This is a genomic window from Rhizomonospora bruguierae (genome assembly GCF_018397995.1).
GTDB lineage: Bacteria > Actinomycetota > Actinomycetes > Mycobacteriales > Micromonosporaceae > Rhizomonospora > Rhizomonospora bruguierae.
In genome coordinates this window covers 1-20,405 of the sequence record NZ_BBQH01000045.1, presented here as the reverse complement: position 1 = coordinate 20,405, position 20,405 = coordinate 1, and the positions used below count along the sequence as shown (strand labels likewise).

Here is a 20,405-nt window from a genome sequence, read left to right as displayed (position 1 = left end):
GGGCCGGGTGCTACGCGGGTTCGGCGTGCTTCCATGACTGCCGGCTGCCACGCCGGTCCCGGCGGGACATCTCCGATCTGCTCCACGCCGCGCCCGCCTGCGCCACCGCGACCCGGCCGTCGTCCAGGTCGGTGCACGCCGTCAGGTGCGGGTGCCGCCGCACCAGGTCACCGAGGAACGCCAGGCACAGGTCGTCCGCGTCGTAGCCCCGGTCGTCCAGCACGTCGTAGGCGCCCTCGTCGCGGGCCACGCGGGCGACCGGCCGATCGGTGCCGAGGACGGCGCGCGTGGTCAGCACCCACGAGTCGGGGCCGACCGGGAACGGGAAATCGGGTTCCCGCTCGCCGACCAGGCGCCAGCCGCCCGGCGGGTGCTCGTCGACCGGCAGCCAGGCGAGGGCCTGGCGGTTGCGGACGCTGGCCGTGGCCCGCTCCGCCCAGGGCCAGCGGCCGTTGCGGTCCGGCCAGACCAACTGCAGGACCGGCACCCGGGCGCCCCGGTAGAAGCGGTGCGTGGTGCCGAACAGGGCGTCGTGCCAGGACTCGTGCACGGGCCGGAGCTGGGTGGCGAAGCCGTCCAACACCCCGTGGAACGGCTCGTTCCGCGCCGGCCAGCCGTGCTCGCGGGCCCGGTTCACGCAGGCGTTGAGCCACTGCTGCATGTCCTCGCCGCCCAGGCCGAACATCACCACCTCGGGGCGGGCTGTGCCGTCGTCGCCGACGACCGGGTTCTGCTGATGTGGCGTCACCGGTTCATCACTGACACGTGGAGCTGGGAAATCCCCATCGGGGAGATTCGAGTGGATGAAACCGCCGCCGAGGCCGCAGCACGCGAGACCGAGGAAGAGACCGGATGGCGACCGCGCGCTCCGCTCAGACCCCTGGTCTACGCGCAGCCATCTCCGGGCCTCATGACCTCCGAACACCACATCTTTCAGGCCGACTCTGCGGACCACATCGGGCCGCCGCAAGATGCTTTTGAGAGTGACCGGATCGACTGGATTCCGCTGACGGACGTAAGAAGTCTGATCGACAAACACGATATCGTTTCCGGCACCACCGTCGCCGCATTGCTCTACCTGCTGGCCTCGCGAAACGGCTAGCAGCGAAGATCGAGCCGCAATCGGAATGATCTCACCTGAGCTGATGTGACGAACACGATCGACCGAGGACCGGGCCGCCTGCTTAATCGCGCCCGGTCGACTCCCGCGCAGCTGCGGCTCCATCGCCCACGTTCCGCAGTTGAACGGCGGTCTTAGGCACGGGCGGCGGTGAAGCTGCAGGTCAAAGAGGTCAACATCGGCGCCGACGAGCGGTTCGTGATCTGCTTCAACCCCGAAGCCGCCGAGCGTGACGCTGCAGTGCGTGGATGGCTGATCGCCCAGCTCACCGCGAAGATCGACGGTTCGGACAAGCTGAGTGTCACCAAGCGCGCCGAGCTGCGCGGGGGGTGATCTCCACCAAGCATGGTCTGCATCGCTACCTGCGCGTCACCCCCGGTGGCCTGCTGCGCATCGATCAAGCGGGAATCAAGGCCGAGCAGCGCCTGGATGCAAGTACCTGCTGCGCTGCTCCGGCCCGAAGCTGAACGCGGAGGACATCGCGCTGGACTACAAGCAGCTCCTCGAAGTCGAACGCGGCTGGCGGCGAGATGAAGACCATCCTGGACCTGCGGCCGGTCCCAGCCCCAGAAAGCCCTGTTCGCCAAGCTGAAGATCACCGAACCGCCACGCGTCATCAACGCGACACCCGCAACCGCCTGACCAGCACGAACACCATGGCCTAGTGACACGCCTTGTCACCGGGCCAACTCGTGTTTTCCCAGCTCAAGCCCCAGATTCGCGGACCATATCGACGCGAAGCTGACAAAGCACTACCGGTGCCCGAAGGTGATCGCCGGCACAGTCGCGGCACCCGGCGTGGCATGATGACTTGAAGACATGTTCAATTGCTCATATGCCCGTACCGTTGTATCAGAAGAAGGCGGAGTTCTTCCGGATGCTCGGCCATCCGGTGCGCATCCGCGTGCTCGAACTGCTCGGCGAGCGGCCCATGGCGGTGCGGGACATCCTGGCCGAACTGGACATCGAGCCGTCCAGCCTCTCACAGCAACTCGGCGTGCTGCGCCGCGCCGGGATCGTGACCTCCACCCGCGAGGGCTCCGCGGTCGTGTACGCCCTGGCCGGTCCCGACGTCGCGGACCTCATGCGGGCCGCCCGGCGGATCCTGACCGAGATGCTGGTCGGGCAGACCGAGTTGCTGGAGGCCCTGCGCGAGGAGCCCACGTCCCACCCGGCCGGCACCGCGGCGCGTGGCGGCGCCACGTCAACCGGCGTCGCGGCGACGAGCGCCAGGGCGGCCGGTCCCACGGCGCCCGGCGCCGCGGTGGCCAGCGGCACGGGCGACGTCACGGCATCGCGGCGTTGAGCGCCGCGGTGCGGGCCCTGGGCGCCCGGTTGGTCGGCCTGCTTCCCGCCCGCGCGGACCTGGACGCCGTCCGGCGGCAGCCGCGGCGGGATCTCGTCGCGGGCGTGACCGTCGCCATCGTCGCCCTGCCCCTGGCCCTCGGGTTCGGGGTCTCGTCCGGGCTGGGCGCGGCGGCGGGCCTGGCCACCGCCGTGGTGGCCGGCGCCCTGGCGGCCGTGTTCGGTGGCTCCAACCTCCAGGTGTCCGGGCCGACCGGCGCGATGACCGTGGTGCTGGTGCCGATCGTCGCGGCGCACGGCCCGGGCGGGGTGCTGACCGTCGGGCTGCTGGCGGGGCTGCTGCTGATGGGGCTCGCCGTGGTCGGCGCGGGCCGCTACGTCCGGTACGTGCCGGCGCCGGTGGTGGAGGGCTTCACCGTCGGCATCGCCGCGGTCATCTTCCTCCAGCAGGTGCCGGCCGCGCTCGGGGTGCCCACGCCGGAGGGGGACCGGGTCGCGGTCGTGGCCGCGCGGGCCGCCGTCGAGTTCGTCCGGCTGGGTCCGCACTGGGTGGCGCTGGCGCTCGCGGTCGGCGTCGTGGCGGTGATGCTCGCCGGCGCGCGGTGGCGGCCGACCGTGCCGTTCTCCCTGCTCGCCATCGTCGCCGCGACGCTGGTCGCCGAGGCGGTCCGGCTCGACGTGCCGCGGATCGGCGCGCTGCCGTCGACCCTGCCGGCGCCATCGCTGGCGTTCCTGGACGTGTCGGCCATCCCCGCACTGGCCGGGTCCGCGCTCGCCGTGGCGGCGCTGGCCGCGCTGGAGTCGCTGCTGTCCGCCACCGTCGCCGACGGCATGTCGGTCGGCCAGCGCCACGACCCGGACCGGGAACTGTTCGGCCAGGGCGTGGCGAACGTGGCGGCCCCGATGTTCGGCGGGGTCCCGGCCACCGCCGCGATCGCCCGCACCGCCGTCAACGTCCGGTCCGGCGCCGGCTCCCGGCTGGCCGCCCTGACCCACGCGCTGGTGCTCGCCGCCATCATGGTCGCCGTCGCGCCGCTGGTCGCCCGCATCCCCATCGCGGCGCTGGCCGGCGTGCTGCTGGCCACGGCGATCCGCATGATCGAGGTCGGCTCGCTGTGCGCCCTGGCCCGCGCCACCCGGTCGGACGCCGCCATCATGGTCCTCACGGCGCTCATCACGCTCACCTTCGACCTCGTCACGGCGGTGCTCGCGGGCCTGGCCGCCGCGGTCGTGCTCGCCGTGCGGAAGATCGCCCGCTCGGTGCGGGTGGACCAGGTGCCGCTGGACACGGGCGACCACCGCGCCGAGGAGGCGGCGCTGCTGGCCGAGCACATCGTGGCGTACCGGCTGGACGGGCCGCTGTTCTTCGCCGCCGCGCACCGGTTCCTGCTGGAGCTGTCCGAGGTGGCTGATGTGCGGGTGGTCATCCTGCGGATGTCCCGGGTCAGCGCGATCGACGGCACCGGCGCCCTGGTGCTGCGGGACGCCATCGAGCGGCTCGAGCACCGCGGCATCGTCGTCCACCTGTCCGGCATCCGCCCCGAGCACCGCCGGACCCTCGCGGCCCTGGGCATCCTGGAGCGGCTCACGGCCGCCGGCCGGGTCTTCCCGGACACGCCGGCCGCGATCGTCGCCGCGCGTGCCCTGCTCCACCACGTCGGCGTCCTGCCCGCCGAGACCAGGGCCGGGTAGCCGGCAAGGTCGTGGTGGCGCCGGGTCCGCCGCCCGAGCCGGCCCCGCTGACGCCGCGGCCGTCGGACGGGCGTTTCCCGCTGGTGCGACAATGCACTACTTCGCGGGCACGGCCGGATGGCCGGGAGCGCCGGAGGGTGCGCGCGCCGCATGGGGAGGATGTCTCGATGTTCGACTCGGCGACCACGCAGGTGTTGCGGCCGGTCCGGCCGGATCCGCCGAAGCGGCGCCGGGGCCGCGGGCCCTGGCTGCTGGTCAGCGGCCTGCTGGCCGTGCTGCTGGGCGCCGCCGTGCTGTTCGCGGTCGCACCGTTGCGCCACCCGCTGCCCGCGCCCGAGGTCACCCGCACCCTGCCCGCGTCCGTGGTCATTCCCGGTAAGGCGCCGGTGATGCCGTGGCCGGCGACCGGGCAGGCCGCGCTCACGGTGCCGGGGGTGGGGTCGCTCGGCGCCTCGGGCGGGAGCCGGCCGGTGCCGATCGCGAGCGTCACCAAGGTGATGACCGCCTACGTCATCCTGACCGAGCACCCGCTCAAGCGGGGCGAGCACGGACCGAAGCTCACCGTCAGCGCGGCCCAGGCGGCGGCGTACCCGGAGGAGGCGGCGCGCGGGGAGTCCCTGGTGAGGGTCGTGGCGGGCGCGGTCTTCACCGAGCGCGAAGCGTTGCAGGCGGTGCTGCTGCCGTCGGCGAACAACATGGCCCGGATCCTCGCCGCCTGGGACGCGGGCAGCATCGAGGCGTTCGTCGACAAGATGAACGACACCGCGGCCGCGCTGGGCATGAAGAACACCACCTACACCGATCCGTCCGGCCTCGACCCGGGTACCGTGAGCACCGCCGTCGACCAGGTGATCCTGGCCCGCGAGGCGATGCGGCTGCCGGCGTTCGCGGAGATCGTGGCGCAGAAGTCGGCCACGCTGCCGGTCGCCGGCGTGGTGAAGAACTACAACTCGCTGGTCGGCCGGGACGGCGTCGTGGGGATCAAGACCGGCTCCACCGACGAGGCCGGTGGCTGCCTGGTCTTCGCCGCGGTGGTCAAGGCCGGCGGGCGGAAGGTCACCGTCGTGGGCGCCGTGCTGGGCCAGCCCGGCGCTAACACGCCCGTCCAGTTGGACCGGGTGTTCAAGGCGACCCGGCCGCTGGTCCGCGCCGCGGCCGCCGCGATCGCGCTGCGCCCGGTGCTGCGGGCGGGCGACCAGGTCGCCACGGTGCACGGACCGCTGGGCGCCGGCACGACGATCCACGCCGCGAAGGACGTCTCCGTGGTGGCCTGGCCGGGCATGCGGGTGCGGCTGCGTGTCGAGATTCCGACCGTGCCGGGACGGTTGCCGGCCGGATCCGAACACGGACGGGTGACCGCGGCCACCGGTGCGGGCGAACCGGTCGTCACCGCGCTGCGCAGCGGCGCACAGTTGGAGCCGCCGAGCGTCTGGGATCGCATCCTGCACCATCGGTGACCAGGTGGTCCGGCCGGCGGGGCCGGGCCGCCGGTGCCGAAACGTGAGCCAGGACACGTCCGCGCGGGCGGGCGTGCGCCCGGCCGGTGGTGCCTGTGATTCTTGGCTCGGAACAGTGGCTGGCGGAGGAGATGCGGGGCCGGGGGGCCTCCGCGCCACATCCATCTTTACCTGGTGCGTCGACTTCGCCCGGCTGGCCAGTGATACCTGGAGGTCATGTGACCGAGCAAGCCGCGGCGGCGCCGATGAAGCTCGACGCCGCCGTTCTCAAGATTGCCGGAGTCGTGGTGCTCGGGGCGATCATGTCCATTCTGGACGTCACCGTCGTGAGCGTCGCGCTGCCGACATTCCAGGAGGAATTCGGCGCCACCTACGCCCAGGTCGCCTGGACCATGACGGGCTACACGCTCGCGCTGGCCACGGTGATCCCGCTCAGCGGTTGGGCCGCCGACCGGTTCGGCACCAAGCGGCTGTACATGCTCGCGCTGCTGCTGTTCACGGCCGGCTCCGCGCTGTGCGCCACCGCCGACTCGATCGGGCAACTCGTCACCTACCGGGTGCTGCAGGGCCTCGGCGGCGGCATGCTGATGCCGCTCGGTATGACGATCATGACCCGGGCGGCCGGCCCGCAGCGGATCGGCCGGCTGATGGCGGTGCTCGGCATCCCGATGCTGCTCGGCCCGATCGGCGGCCCGATCCTCGGTGGCTGGCTGATCGAGGCGGCCAGCTGGCACTGGATCTTCCTGATCAACGTTCCGATCGGTGCGCTCGCGCTCGTGTACGCCCAGGTCGCGCTGCCGAAGGACAGGCCGGAGCAGTCCGAGTCGTTCGACTTCCTCGGCATGCTGATGCTGTCCCCGGGCCTGGCGCTGTTCCTCTACGGCGTCTCGTCGCTGCCCGAGACCGGCACGATCACCGCCGGCAAGGTCTGGGCCACGATGCTGGTCGGTGGCCTGCTGGTGATCGGCTTCGTGCTGTACTCGTTCCGGCCGAAGCACCCGCTGCTGGACCTGCGGCTGTTCCGCAACCGCAACCTGCGGATCGCGGTGCTCTCGCTGTTCGTGTTCATCATCGCGTTCATGGGTGCCGGGCTGCTGTTCCCGAGCTACTTCCTGCAGGTGCGCGGGGAATCCACGCTGCACGCCGGCCTGCTGATGGCGCCGCAGGGCATCGGTGCGATGCTCACCATGCCGATCGCCGGCATGCTGGCCGACAAGCTCCCGGTCGGGCGTACCGTGCCGTTCGCGATGGCGCTGATCGCCGCCGGGTTCTTCACGTTCACCCAGGTCGGCACGGACACCTCGTACGTGCTGCTGTGCGGCTCGCTGTTCGTGATGGGCCTGGGCATGGGCGGCACGATGATGCCGATCATGACCTCGGCGCTGCGGACGCTGCACACCACCGAGGTGGCGCGCGGCTCCACGCTGACGAACATCATCCAGCAGATCGGTGGATCGGTCGGCGCCGCGGTCATGTCCGTGGTCCTCACCAGCCGGCTGAACGGGTCCACCCCGATCCCGGGCTTCACCGACCCGCGCACCGGCGAGTCGGTGACGGAGGCCGCCGCGGCGATCGCGAAGCAGCACGGGGCGCAGATACCGCTGCCGGAGGCGATCTTCCAGCGCGGCCTGCACTTCGTGGCCGACTCGTTCGGCACGACGTTCTGGGTCGGGTTCGCGCTGGTGCTGGCCACGTTCATCCCGATCGCGTTCCTGCCCCGCAAGCGGGAGGAGTCCCCGCTGGTGCAGGACCCGAGCGGCGACGGCGGCGACCGCGCAGCGGCCCCGGCGATGCTGCACTGAGGTCCGTGCCGGGGCCGGCATCTGGGCTCCGGCGCGCGGCCCCGCGTGGAGGCGTACCGCCGGTTCCTCGCCCGCACCGGGTGGGGCGGGGAACCGGCGGCGACCGCCTTGCCGATGCGGCAGCGTGGCCGCCCCGGCTGTGGCAGCGTGAAGGTGAACGCGACCACGGTCCCGGGAGGCATGGGTGAACGACGAACCGCGGCTACGGGTCACCGCCTACGCGGTGGCCGTCAACGACGCCTCGATCCTGCTGACGCAGCTCAACGAGGCGTCCCCGGTCTTCGCCCCCGGCGCCTGGAACCTGCCCGGCGGCGGGCTGGACCCGGGCGAGCAGCCCCGGGACGCGCTCACCCGGGAACTGCGCGAGGAGGCGGGCCTGGAGATCGCCGAGGCCACCCTGGTCGACGGGCGCTCGTACCTGGCCGAGCGGAACGGCATCCAGTGGAACGTGGTGGCGCTGCTGTACCGCGCGACGCTCATGGCCGGCGAAGCGACCGTGACGGAGGAGGGCGGATCCGCCTCCGGGGTCCGCTGGTTCCCGCTGGACCGGATCGGCGAACTGACCCTGACGCCCCCCGCCGTGGAGGGGCTCCGGCTGATCGAGGCGGTGCCGGCCTGACGAGGCCGCGTCAGCGGCCCGCGGCGAGGAAGCCGGCGGGGATCTAAGGTCGGCGTGCCCAGCCGCGGGGCTCTGTTGCCGGGCCCCGGAAGCGGCGGCGGTGGAATGTCGGCCGGGTGCCGCCCTGGATACCGGCGTGCCCGATCGCCACGATAGTGAGCTATGACGAGCGATTACGCGGTGCTCGCCGAGGACCTGACGAAGTTCTACGGCCCGCGCCGGGGGATCGAGGGTCTCACCCTCGGGGTCGAGCCGGGGGAGGTGATGGGCTTCCTGGGGCCGAACGGCGCCGGGAAAACCACCACGATCCGGCTCCTGCTGGATTTCCTGCGCCCGACCCGCGGCCGGGCCACCGTCCTCGGGCTGGATCCCCGCCGGGACAAGGCCACCCTGCACGGCCGGATCGGCTACCTGCCGGGCGAGTTGGCGTTCCCCGGCCGGGAACGGGCCGCGGACCTGCTGCGGTTCCTCGGCGACGCCCGGGGCGGCGTGGCCTGGTCCCGGGTCACGGAGTTGGCCGAGCGGCTCGACCTGGACCTGACCCGGCCGGTGCGCGCCATGAGCAAGGGCAACAAGCAGAAGGTCGGCCTGGTCCAGGCGTTCATGCACCAGCCCGCCCTGCTCGTGCTGGACGAGCCCACCAGCGGCCTGGACCCGCTGATGCAGCAGGAGTTCCTGGCCATGGTCCGGGACGCCCGCGCCGCCGGCCAGACCGTGTTCATGTCCTCCCACGTCCTGGCCGAGGTGCAGCAGGTCGCCGACCGGGTGGCGATCGTGCGCGACGGCCGGCTGGCCGCCGTCGAGCGGGTGGAGTCGCTGGGCCGGCGTGCCGTCCGGTCCGTCGAGATCCACTTCGCGGACCCGGTGGACCCGGGCGAGTTCGCCGGGCTGCCCGGGGTCGGCGACGTGACCGTGTCCGGCCCGGTGCTGAAGTGCACGGTCGACGGCCGGCTCGACCCGCTGATCAAGGCGGCGGCGCGGCACGAGGTCGTGGACCTGCTGTCGGCCGAGCCCGACCTGGAGGAGACGTTCCTGTCCTTCTACTACCACAGCGAAGGAGCCGGCGATGCTACCCGCGCTGGTGCGTAAGACCTGGCGCGACGACCGTCGCGCGCTGGCCGGCTGGGCGGCCGGGGTGGCCGCCTTCACCGTCATCTACACCTCGTTCTACCGCCGGTTCCAGGGCGCCGCCGAGATGAAGCAGGACGCCCTGCCCAAGGGGATGCTGGACTTCCTCGGCATCGCGGACATGCTCTCGGCCGCCGGCTACCTCCAGGCGACCGTCTTCAGCCTGATCGGTCCGCTGCTGCTGCTCATGTGCGCGATCACGCTGACCGCGCGCACGATCGCCCGGCCCGAGGAGGACGGCGGCATGGAGTTGCTGCTGGTCAACCCGGTGTCGCGGCGAGCGTTCGCCGGTCAGCGGCTGGCCGCCACCGGCACCGCGGTCACCGCCGTCGCGGCCGTCCCGTGGGTCCTGCTGATGGTGATCGTGCCCGCGGTCGGCATGCAGATTCCGCTGTCGCGGGTGTCCGCCGCGGCCTTCGGGCTGGTCGCGCTGGTCTGGTGCTTCACCGGCATCGCGTTTCTGGTCGGCGCGGCGACCGGCGGGCGCGGCATGGTGCTGGCGGTCACCGGCGCCATCGCCCTGGCGACCTACCTCGCCAACGCCGTCAGCGGCATGGCCGGCGCCTGGGGCTGGCTGCGCTGGCTGTCGCCGTTCCACTACTTCATCGGCACCGACCCGCTGCACACCGGCTGGCACCCGGCCGAACTGCTCGTCCTGGTGGCCGCCGGGGCCGCGACCACGGTCGCCGGGGTGGTCCTGTTCGACCGCCGCGACATCGGTGTCTGACGCCGGTCCCGCCGCGGTGCCCTGGCTGGCCGGCGACTGCGCGGACCTGCTGCGCGCGCCGGCCGGCGGGTCGGGGACGGCGGCGACCCGGCTGGGCGCCCGGGCCGCCGACGCGGGACTGCCCCTGCCGGCCCTCGTCGCCGGCCTGCTGGACGCGGTCAGTGCACAGTGGACGACCGTCGGCGCCGGCCCGGGCGACAGCGCGGCGGCCGTGCACGCCCGGGCCGCCGCCCTCCTGGACACCGCGCACGCCCTGCTCGCGGCGGCCCTCGACGGGTACGCCCACCAGACCCGCGCCGAACTGGCCCGGCACGACCGCGAGCGGGCCGCGTTCGTCAACGACCTGCTGACCGGGCGGGCGGAGCCGGGTGGCCTGGCCGAGCGCGCCCACCGCTACGGCATCCGCCTGTCGGCCACCCACACCGTCCTGGTCGCCCGGGCCGTCGGCCTCACCCCGGACATCGCGCACCGCGTCGACGCCGCGCTGGCCGGCCGGTTCGGCGAGGGGAACATTCTCACCACCCTGCGCGACGGCGACCTGGTCTGCATCAGCGCGGGCGGCCTGCGGGGGGTCGGCGCGGAACTGGCCCACCTGCTGCTGGCCGAGGTGGGCGCGGGCGGCTGGCAGGTCGCGGTCGGCCGCACCCACCCCGGCCTGCCGGGCCTGGCCGCCTCGCTCGACGAGGCCCGCAACGCGCTGGACCACGCCGCCAAGCTCGGCTTCACCGCGCCCGTACTCAACACGGCCGACCTGCTGGTCTTCCCCGTCCTGCTGCGGGACCGGGGGGCCATCACCGACCTGGTCAGCACCGTCCTCGGGCCGCTGACCGGTGCCCGGGGCGGCGCCCGTCCCTACCTGGACACGCTGAGCGTGCTCTTCGACAACCAGGGCAACTACACGGCGACCGCCCGGCAGATGCACCTGTCGGTCCGGGCCGTCACGTACCGCTTGGACCGGATCCGGGACCTGACCGGCTACCACCCCGGCGAACCCACCCAGCGGTTCACCCTCCAGGCGGCTGTGCTCGGCGCCCGCCTGCTCGGTTGGCCGACCGGCGACCCGGCCTGACCGCGTACCCGCCTCAGCCGGTGATGGCGATCCAGGTGGCGCGGGCGCGGGCGAGTTCGTCGCCGTCGGGTCCGTACAGGGTGGTGTGCACGAGGGCCTTGCGCCCCTCGGCCGCCACCAACGCGCCCCGGACGACGCACTGGTCGCCGGGCCGGGGCATCCGCTCGAGCCGGGCCACGATCCTCCCCAGCACGTACGGGCGGCCCGCGCCGATCACCGCCCACCCGCCGGGGCAGTCCAGCGCGGCCCAGACGGTCGCGGGTGACACGTCGGCGGGGACGGTCCACGGCGCGGCGGTCGTGCCGTCCGCCCGGCGACCGGGGAAGATGCCCAGGCCGTCGGTGCGGGCCGGCCCGCAGACATAGCAGGTGGGGAACGGGTGGTCGGCGAAGCCGGCGTACCCGGTCGAGGCGGCGACCGCCTCCGCGTACCCGACCGGCGGCACGGCGGCCACCACCTCGTCGCCCGCGGCCACCTCGGCCACCAGCGAGCCGTCGGGTGCCTGGACGCGCCCGTCGACCACCGACAGCGCGATCTCCAGCGGCGGCGGCATGCGCAGCGTCACCTCGCACCGGCCCACCTGCGTGGGGGCGGGCGGGAAGGCGCCGGCGAAGACGCCCGCGCAGTACCCGCCGTTGCCCGAGCCGGGCGGGCCGTTGAAACGCCCGGGAATCACCACCTGCCGCATACGGCGACACTATCGCCGCCCGCGGGTGCCGACGGGACCGTGCCCTGCTACGTCGTGGCGGTTGGTGCGGAGCCGGCTCAGCCTCCGGCGGCGATCCCGGTGAGCAGGGTGTCGACGATGGCGGGGATGCCGGCGCCGAGCACGTCGCGGGAGACGCCCCCGACGACCTCGGTGATGCCGAGCAGGATTGCCGGGCCCATGATCATCGCGAGGGTGGCGTCGATCGGGAAGTCGCCGAGCCGGCCGAGTCGCTGCTCGGCGCGCAGGTAGTCGGCCAGCGGCTGGCGCAGCCGCTGGGGGCCGAGGGGCTCGCGGTGGACCTCGACGACGAACCGGTGCAGCAGGGCCGGCTCGGACATCAGGCCCGCGGCCACCGGCAGGGTGCCGGCGACCAGGTTGTGGATGGCGGTCGTGTACGCGATGAGGTTCTCCCGCACCGCGCCCGCGCCCGGCTGCGGCAGCCCGGCCTCGAACCCGCCCAGTTCCCGGGTGTACCGGCGGATCAGTGCCTCGACGACGAGTTCGTGCTTGTCGGCGAAGTAGTTGTAGAGCACCCCGTCGGACACCCCCGCCGCGCGGGCGATCTGCCGGGTGGTGACCGAGCCGATCTGACCCTCGGTGAGCAGCCGCTCGGCGGCGTCGACGAGTTGCGCGCGCAGCGCGGCGGCCGGGTCCTCGCCGGCCCGGCCCCGCGCCGCCACGGTGCGTCTAGGAGACATCGCGCCTTACGGTAGTCGACACCGCCAGCAGCGCGAAGATCGCCGCGTAGCCGGCCAGCACGACCCCGCCGCCCCACTGCGGCAGCATGTCGATACCCGGGAACGACACCCCCTCCAGCGCCTGCCCGCTGCGGAACGGCAGCCACCTGCCGAGGTCGCCCAGCAGTTGCCCCACGATGCCCTCGATGAGGGCGAGCCAGGCCAGGGCGCCCGCGACGGCGGCGATGACGTTGCGGACCAGCGCGCCGACCCCCACCCCGACCGCGGCGAAGCAGGCGTTCCAGACCACGCAGCCGGCGAGGGTCTTCCAGACGGCGGACGAGCCGAGGTCGAGGGAGCCGCCCTTGGCGTTGAGCCAGATCGCGGCGGCGGTGAGGGCCACGACCGAACTGGCCAGGCCGAAGACGACGCCGGTGCCCGCGTACACGGCGAGCTTGGCGGCCACGACCCGGCCCCGGCGCGGCGTGCCCAGGTACGTGTCGGTGATGCTCTTGTGCCGGTACTCGCCGGCGACGGCGAGGATGCCCAGCACCAGCGAGAAGATCGACACCAGCCCGGCGTGCGCGACGGCGCGCAGCGGGACGTCCGGGTCGGTCGGGTCGTTGCCGCTGACGAACAGCCCGCTGATCCCGGCCACGATCACCAGCTGGGCGGCGGCGAGCAGCACGAGCGGGGTGCGCACGGTGCGCAGCTTGAGGATTTCGGTGCGCATCGGATGCTCCTACCGGTTGGCGGTCAGGTCGAGGAAGGCGGCCTCCAGCGAGTCGCCGAGGCCGTCGAGGGTGCCGGCGTAGCGCAGCGTTCCCTCGTTGATGATCACTACCTGGTCCACCGTCTGCGCGACCTCGCTGAGTACGTGGCTGGAGACCAGCACCGTGCGCCCCTGCCCGGCCAGGTCGCGCAGCAGCTTGCGCAGCCACGCCATCCCGGCCGGGTCGAGGCCGTTGGCGGGCTCGTCGAGGATCAGCACGCCCGGGTCGCCGAGCAGCGCGGCGGCCAGGCCCAGGCGCTGGCGCATGCCCAGCGAGTACCCGGTGACCCGCCGCCCGGCGGCCCTGGTCAGTTCGACCAGGTCGAGCACCTCGTCGACCCGGGACGCGGGAATGCCGGCGGCCTGGGCCAGGATCCGCAGGTGGTTGCGGCCGGTGCGCCCGGGGTGGAAGCCGGTCGCCTCCAGCAGGGCGCCCACGGCCCGGCGAGGGTGCGGTAGCTCCGCGTACCGGCGGCCCCCGATCAGCGCCTCGCCGGCGGTGGGCGCCACCAGGCCCAGTGCCATCCGCAGCGTGGTGGTCTTGCCGGCGCCGTTGGGGCCGAGGAAGCCGGTGATGCTCCCCGCCGGTACCTCGAAGGACAGGTCCTGGACGGCATGGACGGCGCCGAAGCGCTTGGTCAGGCCGCGGACCGACACGTTGGTCATGATCCTCTCCTCGATAGATGAGCAAGCGCTCATGAGCGCGCGCTCATGAGCATACGCTCATCCATCAGCGGCGAGGCGACCCCCGACCGGCCACGGGTCGGGTGCGCGTCAGAAGGTGGACTTGGGGGCGCCCGTGCCCGCGTCGATCCGGCTCGGACCCGCGGCCGACGGCCGCACGTCGAAGTCGAAGATCTCGGTCGGGAGATAGACCGTGGCGCACGAGTTCGGGATGTCCACCACGCCCGAGAACCGGCCCTCGATCGGCGCCGCCCCGAGCAGCAGGTACGCCTGTTCCGGCCGGTACCCGAACTTCGTCAGGTAGTCGATCGCGTGCAGGCAGGCGCGCTGGAAGGACAACTGGGAGTCCAGGTAGCGCTGCTCGCCGTCCGTCGTGACGGAGATGCCGGAGAAGGCGAGCCACCGGCAGTACTGCGGGGGAGTGTTGCCGGGCAGGAAGATGCAGTTTTCGCTGACCCCGTACGTCTGCATGCCGCCCTTGATCAGGTCGACGTGCAGGTCCAGGAAGCCGCCCATCTCGATCGCGCCGCAGAAGGTGATCTCGCCGTCGCCCTGGGAGAAGTGCAGGTCGCCGACGGACAGGTTGGCGCCCGGCACGTAGACGGGGTAGAAGACGCGGCTGCCCTTGGTGAGGTTCTTGATGTCCTGGTTCCCGCCGTTCTCCCGGGGCGGCGCCGTCCGGGCCGCCTCCGCCGCCACCCGGTCGAACTCCGCGCCGGTCAGGCTGCCCAGGACGGCGTCGCGCGGCTCGGGCGGCAGCGACAGCGGCGGCACCCGGTCCGGGTCCGTGGCGCGCAGCGCCGCCTCCCGTTTGTTCCACTTCGCCAGCATCTTGGCCGACGGGGCGGTCCCCATCATTCCCGGGTGGGTTATGCCGGTGAAGGTCACCCCGGGAACGTGCCGGGACGTGGCCTGCTGCCCCCGGAAGTCCCAGATGGCCTTGTACGCGTCAGGGAAGACGTCGGTGAGAAAGCCGCCGCCGTTCTGCTTCGCGAAGATGCCCGTGTACCCCCAGCCCTGCCCGGCCAGCGGCCCGGAGTCCTCCTGCGGGATCGGGCCGACGTCGACGATGTCGACCAGGAGCAGGTCGCCCGGCTCGGCGCCCTGCACCGCGAACGGCCCGCTGAGCGCGTGCACGATCGACAGCGGCGCGTCCCGGACGTCCTGCGCCGAGTCGTCGTTGTGGATGTTTCCGTCGAACCACTCGCGGCAGTGCACCCGGAACGTCTGCCCGGGGCGGACGGTCACGACGGGCGGGATGTCGGGATGCCACCGGTTGTGGCCGATCAGTTCCTGGTCCGTGAACTTGCGCGTCGAGTCCAGCGGGAACAACACTTCGGGCATGGCTTCAAGGTCCCTTCGGGCCGCTCGGGATGGTCACGGCCGTGGCAGCCGAGGGCGCCCCGGGGCGACCCGCGGCGGGGCCGCCCGCCGCCGCCCGGGAACGGCGGACACCACCTCGGGTGCCTCCGCGCTGCGCTCGCTACGCTCGATCGCCGCCGCCAGCGGACGCGAGGTCCGGGTGAGCAGCGGCGCCGAGAACACCCGGACCGCGTCACTCCCGCAGGCGGGACAGGGCGCCACCGCGACCGCCTCGCCGATCGGGTAGCGGACCGCGAAGTCGCCATGCCCCGCACACCGGTACTCGTAGGTCGCCACCCCGGGCCCCCTTGAAGTCACGTGCCGTAGTGTGAGCATCCGTGCGTGCGACACCCGTCCGCAGGCCAACGCGGCAACTCGTGAACGGTGGTGCGACAGAGGCGCACGTGCCGTCCACCCCGACTCACTGGCCGACCTTGACGCCCGGCTCGCCGGCCCGGTACTGGATCACCTGGCGGGGCGACTCGCCGGGCGTGTTGGCGCCGCCGACCCGGCCGAGCGGCAGGATCACCCGCTTGTACGTGGCCTCCAGCAGCAGTGCGGTCGCGACGTACCAGCCCAGCGCCGCCGAGATGACGAACGCCCACCCGGCGAGCCTGACCCAGGTGGTGGAGCCGCTGATGAACCCGGCGGCCGCCAGGCTCGAGCCCAGGGCCAGGGCCGCCAGCAGCGCGGCCAGGCCGGCGTTCTGCGACATGGCGGCGAAAGCGCCGGCCCAGGTGATCGCGGCCAGCGCGATGAACCAGTAGCCGAGCGGCACGAACGGCGTCGGCGGGGTCAGCACGTGGACCGCGACCAGCAGGAACAGCAGGCCGTAGGCGAGCCAGAAGGCACCCCAGATGCCGTGCATCGCCGTCGCCAACGTGTCCCGGGCACGGTAGGCCCACATCCCGGCCAGAAGCTGGGCGAGTCCACCGGTCATCGCGGCGAACGGAAACAGGAACACCGGGGTGCCCGTGTTGCCGTACCAGCCGGCGAGGTTGGCGCCGACGATGAACGTCGCCGCCGCGAAGCCGTACAGGCCCAGCACGGACGGCGCGGCCACCGGCTGCAACGAGATGTGGGTGTGGTCGCGCCAGAACCTGAAGTCCCCACCGTCCGGGGACGGCGCGGCCGGTGTGCGGGCTACGTGTGTCATGACACCCTCCGTGAGGTATCGGGGGCCGTCGCCTCTCGGGGCGGTTACCCCGGAACAGCCGGGACAAAGCGCCCGTCCGGGAGTGGTCCCGGGTTCACGGTCGCCGGCCGTGCACCCGGTACGGCTCCAGGTCCGCCCAGCGGACCGCCAACCCGAGGCCGGGCCGCCCCGGGTCGGGCCAGAGGGCGCCGTCGCGGAGCGCGGGAAGGCCGTCGAACGCCAGCCGCTCGACCCGCACGTGGTCGTGGAAGTACTCCAGGTGCCGCGGCCGGTAGACGGCGCAGAACGCGTGCGCGGACGCGGCCGGGGCGCAGTGCGCGGAAAGATCCAGATCGTGGCCGACCGCCAGCCCGGCCACCTGGATCAGCCCGGTGACGCCGCCGCAGCGGGTCACGTCCGCCTGGAGGCAGTCCACCGCCCGGTGTTCGACGAGGTTCGTGAAGTCGCGCAGCACGAAGCCGTACTCGCCGGCGGCCACGTCCAGCCCGGGCGGCCCGGCCTCGCGGACCGTCCGCAGCCCCACGAAGTCCGCCGAGCTGACCGGCTCCTCCAGCCAGGTGACGTCCCACTCGCCGCGGAACCGGTGCGCCCACTCCAGCGCCTGCTTGCCCCGCAGCCCGCCGTTGGCGTCGGTGAACAGGCGCGGCCCGTCGCCGATCGCCGCCCGTACCGCCGACAGCCGCCCGGGGTCCCGCTCCGGGTGCCGGGAGGTCTTCAGCTTGACCTGGTCGATGCCCTGGTCGACCCAGCCGGTCAACTGCCGCACGAGGCGGTCGACGGGATAGTTGGTGAAGCCGCCGCTGCCGTAGACGGGCAGGTGGTCGTGGAAGGCGGGCAGCGTCCGGAACAGCGGCGCGCCCGCGAGCTTCGCCCGCAGGTCCCACAGCGCGATGTCCACCGCGGATACCGCCATCGCGCCGGCGCCGGGGCGGCCCGCGTTGCGGATCCGGGCGGTCATCGCCGCCCACGCGGACGCCGGGGACAGCGCGTCGGCCCCGCTGACCGCCGGCGCCAGTTGGGACTCCACCAGGACCGCCGCGGAGGCGTCCGCGTACGTGTAGCCCAGGCCCGTCATGCCGGCGGCGTGCGCCTGGACCAGGACCATCGTGGTCGAGTCCCAGGTCAGCGTGGCGTCCTGCTCGAGGCCGTCCGGCCCGTCGGTCGGCACCGTGAACGCGTGGACGTCCAGCCGCTCGATCGCGGGCGAGGACGCCGTACCGGCCGCCCCGCCGGTCACGGCGGCGTCGCCGGGCCGGGTACCCGCGCGACCGCGGGACCGCTCACCTCCGCGTCACCCGCCGGGCGACCACGTACGCGGCGACGATCGCCGCCCCCACGAGCAGGAGACGGCGAGGGCTCGACCTCGCCTTCGCCCGCTGGAGCCCGGCCTTCGGGTCGGCGGCCGTGCCCGCCACGGCGCCGGCCGCCTTCACGGCCCTGGCCTTCGCCTGATGGACCTGCTGACTCATCTGGGCTCCCTATCCACGGCCTGGTCCCTGGCCGGTCCGGTACCCCGGGCCCGGCGGTTCAAGCGGGTGCGGTCGTGGATGATAACCCGAACAGTGCTGTACGAGCTGTGCTAACTTAACCCGAACGACGGTGTTCGAGTTAAGGGGGCGGCCATGGCCGAAACGATGAGCCACACCCACCGGTCGGGCGCCGTGGCGCCGCCCGACCCGCGCCGGTGGTGGGCCCTGGTCCTGCTGTGCCTGGCGCAGTTCATGGTGATCCTCGACATCACCGTGGTGAACGTGGCGCTGCCCGCGATCGGCGCCGGCCTCGGCCTGGAGCGCGCCGCGCTGACCTGGGTGGTCACCGCCTACACGCTCTGCTTCGGCGGGTTGCTGATGCTCGGCGGCCGGCTCGCCGACCTGCTCGGCCGGCGGCGGATGTTCCTCGCCGGGCTGACGCTGTTCACCGCCGCCTCGCTCGCGGCCGGGCTGGCCGGTGACGCCACCACCCTGCTGGCGGCCCGGGCCGGGCAGGGCGTGGGCGCCGCGCTGCTGTCACCGGCCGCCCTGTCGATCCTGACCACGTCCTTCCACGGGGGCGAACGGCACCGCGCCCTCGGCGTGTGGGCGGCCCTCGGCGGCTCCGGCGCCGCCGCCGGCGTCCTCGTCGGTGGCCTGCTCACCTCCGGGCCCGGCTGGCAGTGGGTGTTCTACGTCAACGTGCCGATCGGCGTGCTGGTCGCCGCGCTGGTCCCGGTCGCCATCGCGGCGGGCCACCGCCGGCCCGGCCGGCTGGACGTGCCCGGCGCGCTGCTGGTCACCGCCGCCTCCGCCGCCCTGATCTACGCGCTGGTCCGGGCCGGCGAGAGCGGCTGGCTGCCCGCCCTGGGGATCGCCATCCTGCTGTACGCGGTGTTCGTCGTGGTGCAGCGCCGGGTGCCCGCACCCCTGGTACCGCCGGGGCTGCTGGCCCGCCGGCCGATGGCCACCGGCGTGGTGGCCATGCTGACCGCGTCCGCCCTGCTGATCTCCGGCTTCTTCCTGTGCTCGCTGCTGCTGCAACACCTGCTGGGGCTCTCGCCCCTGCGAACGGGCCTGGTGTTCCTCCCCGTGGCGGCCGCCACCGTCGCGGGGGCGCACCTCGCCGGGCGGCTGATCACCCGCACCGGCCGGCGCCCGGTCGCCGCGGGCGCGTTCGGCCTGGCGGCGCTCGGGTTCGCGCTGCTGGCCCAGGCCGGAACGGGTGCCGGCGCGTGGACCGGCGTCCTGCCGGGCTTCGCGCTCGCCGCGGCCGGCCTCGGCGCCGGCTTCGTCATCGCCACCACCACCGCCCTGGCCGGCGTCGACGGCCACCACGCCGGAACGGCCTCGGGCGCGGTCAACACCGCACACGAACTCGGCGCCGCCGTGGGCGTCGCGGCCGTCTCGGCCATCGCGGGCGCAAGCGTCGGCTCCGGTACCGCCGCGGCGGGCGGCTTCACCCATGCCTTCTGGGCGTGCGCGGTGGCGGCGGCGGTCGTCGCCGTGGGGCTGCCGATCCTGCTGCCCGGTGGGCGGCCGGCGCCCACCGACGGCCCGGTGTTCGCGCACTGACCCGTAGGCTGAGCACCATGGCGACCTCGACCGGGCGGCACGACGGCGGGGCGGCGGCCACCACACCGACCGCCGCCGTGCCGCCACGGGATGGTCCCCGGCGCGCCGACGCGCGGCGCAGCATCGCGGCGATCCTGGACGCGGCGCTGGCCGCCCTCGGCCGCGGCCCCGAGATCAACATGGCGGAGATCGCCCGTGCGGCCGGCGTCGGCCGGGTCACCCTCTACGGCCACTTTCCCAGTCGGGAAGCCCTGGTCGACGCCGTCGTCGCGCACGCCATCGCCCGCGCCGCCGAGGCGCTGGACCAGGTCGACATCGACACCGGCCCCGCACCGGCCGCCCTGTCCCGGCTGGCCACCACCTCGTGGCGGATCCTCGACCAGCACCGGCAGCTCATGGCCGCCGGCCAACGCCACCTCGGCGCCGCCCGGATGCGCGAGCACCACGACCGGGTCATGGACCGGGTCCGCAAGCTCATCGGCCGGGGCCAGGCCGACGGCGACATCCGCACCGACCTGCCGACGGACTGGCTCATCACCGCCTTCTACGCGCTGCTGCACGCCGCCGCCGAGGACGTCAACGCCGGCCGGCTCGACCCGGCGCGGACCGGCGACGTGCTGGCGGCCACCATCACCGCGGCCCTGCGCCCACCGGCCTGACGGCGCCGCCCGTTTGGGTTAGCCCGCGGGCAGCCGGGTACCAGCGTTCAGGTACTCGGGAACGGCGGGTGAGACATGGCGACCGACGACGTAACCACGCAGGCGATCGACGACACGCTGGAGTGTTCGCGGATCTGCGAAGAGACGCTGCCGTACTGCCTGCAACAGGGTGGTCGGCACGTGGAGCCCGAGCACATCAAACTACTGATGGACTGCGCGGACATCTGCCGCACGGCGGCGGCCTTCATGCAGCGCGTGTCGCGGTACCACACCGAGGTGTGCCGCCTCTGCGCCATGATCTGCCAGGCGTGCGCGGACGACTGCGCCCAGTTCAGCGGCGACGAGCAGATGATGCGCTGCTCCGAGGCGTGCCGCCAGTGCGCCGCGTCCTGCGGACAGATGGCCGGCGCCGCCGCCTGAGTA

21 protein-coding genes and 2 pseudogenes are annotated in these 20,405 nt (G+C 73.5%); 13 read left to right on the top strand and 10 right to left on the bottom strand.

Annotated features, from left to right (window positions below; all coding sequences use genetic code 11):
• Window positions 1–10: 10 nt before the first annotated feature.
• A complete protein-coding gene (locus KJS59_RS21970) occupies window positions 11–748 on the bottom strand; it encodes a DUF4262 domain-containing protein (RefSeq protein WP_249714674.1) in 738 nt (245 codons plus the stop codon).
• On the opposite strand from KJS59_RS21970, the gene KJS59_RS21965 reads away from it, so the two are divergent.
• The 10 genes and pseudogenes from KJS59_RS21965 to KJS59_RS21915 all read left to right on the top strand — a co-directional run bounded on the left by KJS59_RS21965 (window position 737) and on the right by KJS59_RS21915 (window position 10,919).
• On the top strand, window positions 737–1,102 hold the full coding sequence (locus KJS59_RS21965) for an NUDIX domain-containing protein (RefSeq protein WP_249714672.1): 366 nt from the start codon (window positions 737–739) through the stop codon (window positions 1,100–1,102). The genes KJS59_RS21970 and KJS59_RS21965 overlap by 12 nt on opposite strands.
• Before the next feature lie 171 nt (window positions 1,103–1,273).
• Window positions 1,274–1,680, top strand: a pseudogene (locus KJS59_RS32515) (IS1634 family transposase); the annotation flags it as partial.
• A 275-nt stretch (window positions 1,681–1,955) separates the two neighbouring features.
• Window positions 1,956–2,426 (top strand): ArsR/SmtB family transcription factor, encoded by a 471-nt coding sequence (locus tag KJS59_RS21950; RefSeq protein WP_213454843.1) that lies wholly within the window; start codon window positions 1,956–1,958, stop codon window positions 2,424–2,426.
• Window positions 2,423–4,117: a SulP family inorganic anion transporter gene (locus KJS59_RS21945; protein WP_249714670.1), complete on the top strand. Its 1,695-nt coding sequence runs from the start codon at window positions 2,423–2,425 to the stop codon at window positions 4,115–4,117. The genes KJS59_RS21950 and KJS59_RS21945 overlap by 4 nt, the downstream gene beginning before the upstream one ends.
• Window positions 4,118–4,284: 167 nt before the next feature.
• Window positions 4,285–5,574 (top strand): D-alanyl-D-alanine carboxypeptidase family protein, encoded by a 1,290-nt coding sequence (locus tag KJS59_RS21940; RefSeq protein WP_213454842.1) that lies wholly within the window; start codon window positions 4,285–4,287, stop codon window positions 5,572–5,574.
• Between the two features lie 131 nt (window positions 5,575–5,705).
• Window positions 5,706–7,376 carry a DHA2 family efflux MFS transporter permease subunit gene (locus KJS59_RS21935; RefSeq protein WP_283775839.1) on the top strand — a complete coding sequence of 557 codons (1,671 nt, stop codon included), beginning with the start codon at window positions 5,706–5,708 and terminating at the stop codon, window positions 7,374–7,376.
• A gap of 184 nt (window positions 7,377–7,560) precedes the next feature.
• On the top strand, window positions 7,561–7,995 hold the full coding sequence (locus KJS59_RS21930; protein ID WP_213454840.1) for an NUDIX hydrolase: 435 nt from the start codon (window positions 7,561–7,563) through the stop codon (window positions 7,993–7,995).
• 162 nt (window positions 7,996–8,157) lie between these two features.
• Complete coding sequence (locus tag KJS59_RS21925) at window positions 8,158–9,084, top strand: ABC transporter ATP-binding protein (RefSeq protein ID WP_213454839.1); 927 nt, start codon at window positions 8,158–8,160, stop codon at window positions 9,082–9,084.
• Entirely contained in the window at window positions 9,062–9,850 is a 789-nt protein-coding gene (locus KJS59_RS21920; protein WP_213454838.1) for an ABC transporter permease subunit, read from the top strand. Before KJS59_RS21925 ends, KJS59_RS21920 begins: the two co-directional genes overlap by 23 nt.
• Window positions 9,843–10,919, top strand: coding sequence for a PucR family transcriptional regulator (locus KJS59_RS21915; protein WP_249714669.1), 1,077 nt, complete (start codon window positions 9,843–9,845; stop codon window positions 10,917–10,919). Before KJS59_RS21920 ends, KJS59_RS21915 begins: the two co-directional genes overlap by 8 nt.
• 13 nt (window positions 10,920–10,932) lie before the next feature.
• Here the strand turns inward: KJS59_RS21915 and KJS59_RS21910 are convergent, their stop codons facing one another.
• From KJS59_RS21910 to KJS59_RS21870, 9 genes and pseudogenes are all read right to left on the bottom strand, one after another.
• Complete coding sequence (locus KJS59_RS21910; RefSeq protein WP_213454874.1) at window positions 10,933–11,598, bottom strand: hotdog family protein; 666 nt, start codon at window positions 11,596–11,598, stop codon at window positions 10,933–10,935.
• A gap of 86 nt (window positions 11,599–11,684) precedes the next feature.
• The gene (locus KJS59_RS21905) at window positions 11,685–12,326 is read right to left on the bottom strand and encodes a TetR/AcrR family transcriptional regulator (protein WP_213454837.1); all 642 of its coding nucleotides are present in this window, start codon (window positions 12,324–12,326) and stop codon (window positions 11,685–11,687) included.
• Window positions 12,316–13,038: an ABC transporter permease subunit gene (locus tag KJS59_RS21900; RefSeq protein WP_213454836.1), complete on the bottom strand. Its 723-nt coding sequence runs from the start codon at window positions 13,036–13,038 to the stop codon at window positions 12,316–12,318. The genes KJS59_RS21905 and KJS59_RS21900 overlap by 11 nt, the downstream gene beginning before the upstream one ends.
• A 63-nt stretch (window positions 13,039–13,101) precedes the next feature.
• Window positions 13,102–13,743: pseudogene (locus tag KJS59_RS21895) on the bottom strand (ABC transporter ATP-binding protein); the annotation flags it as partial.
• Between the two features lie 108 nt (window positions 13,744–13,851).
• A complete protein-coding gene (fmdA, locus tag KJS59_RS21890; RefSeq protein WP_213454834.1) occupies window positions 13,852–15,105 on the bottom strand; it encodes a formamidase in 1,254 nt (417 codons plus the stop codon).
• A gap of 33 nt (window positions 15,106–15,138) precedes the next feature.
• Window positions 15,139–15,441, bottom strand: a complete 303-nt coding sequence (locus KJS59_RS21885; RefSeq protein ID WP_249714667.1) for a zinc ribbon domain-containing protein — start codon at window positions 15,439–15,441, stop codon at window positions 15,139–15,141.
• 103 nt (window positions 15,442–15,544) lie between these two features.
• Window positions 15,545–16,279 carry an acetate uptake transporter family protein gene (locus KJS59_RS21880; protein ID WP_213454833.1) on the bottom strand — a complete coding sequence of 245 codons (735 nt, stop codon included), beginning with the start codon at window positions 16,277–16,279 and terminating at the stop codon, window positions 15,545–15,547.
• Window positions 16,280–16,373: 94 nt separating this feature from the next.
• Window positions 16,374–17,516 (bottom strand): enolase C-terminal domain-like protein, encoded by a 1,143-nt coding sequence (locus tag KJS59_RS21875; RefSeq protein ID WP_249714666.1) that lies wholly within the window; start codon window positions 17,514–17,516, stop codon window positions 16,374–16,376.
• A gap of 43 nt (window positions 17,517–17,559) precedes the next feature.
• Window positions 17,560–17,748 carry a hypothetical protein gene (locus KJS59_RS21870; RefSeq protein WP_213454832.1) on the bottom strand — a complete coding sequence of 63 codons (189 nt, stop codon included), beginning with the start codon at window positions 17,746–17,748 and terminating at the stop codon, window positions 17,560–17,562.
• Window positions 17,749–17,901: 153 nt separating this feature from the next.
• Here KJS59_RS21870 and KJS59_RS21865 point away from each other — a divergent pair, with 153 nt between their 5' ends.
• The 3 genes from KJS59_RS21865 (at window position 17,902) to KJS59_RS21855 (ending at window position 20,402) form a co-directional block, all read left to right on the top strand.
• Window positions 17,902–19,323: an MFS transporter gene (locus KJS59_RS21865; protein ID WP_213454831.1), complete on the top strand. Its 1,422-nt coding sequence runs from the start codon at window positions 17,902–17,904 to the stop codon at window positions 19,321–19,323.
• A gap of 17 nt (window positions 19,324–19,340) precedes the next feature.
• Window positions 19,341–19,982: a TetR/AcrR family transcriptional regulator gene (locus tag KJS59_RS21860; protein WP_213454830.1), complete on the top strand. Its 642-nt coding sequence runs from the start codon at window positions 19,341–19,343 to the stop codon at window positions 19,980–19,982.
• 75 nt (window positions 19,983–20,057) lie between these two features.
• Entirely contained in the window at window positions 20,058–20,402 is a 345-nt protein-coding gene (locus tag KJS59_RS21855) for a four-helix bundle copper-binding protein (protein ID WP_213454829.1), read from the top strand.
• Window positions 20,403–20,405 lie beyond the last annotated feature (3 nt).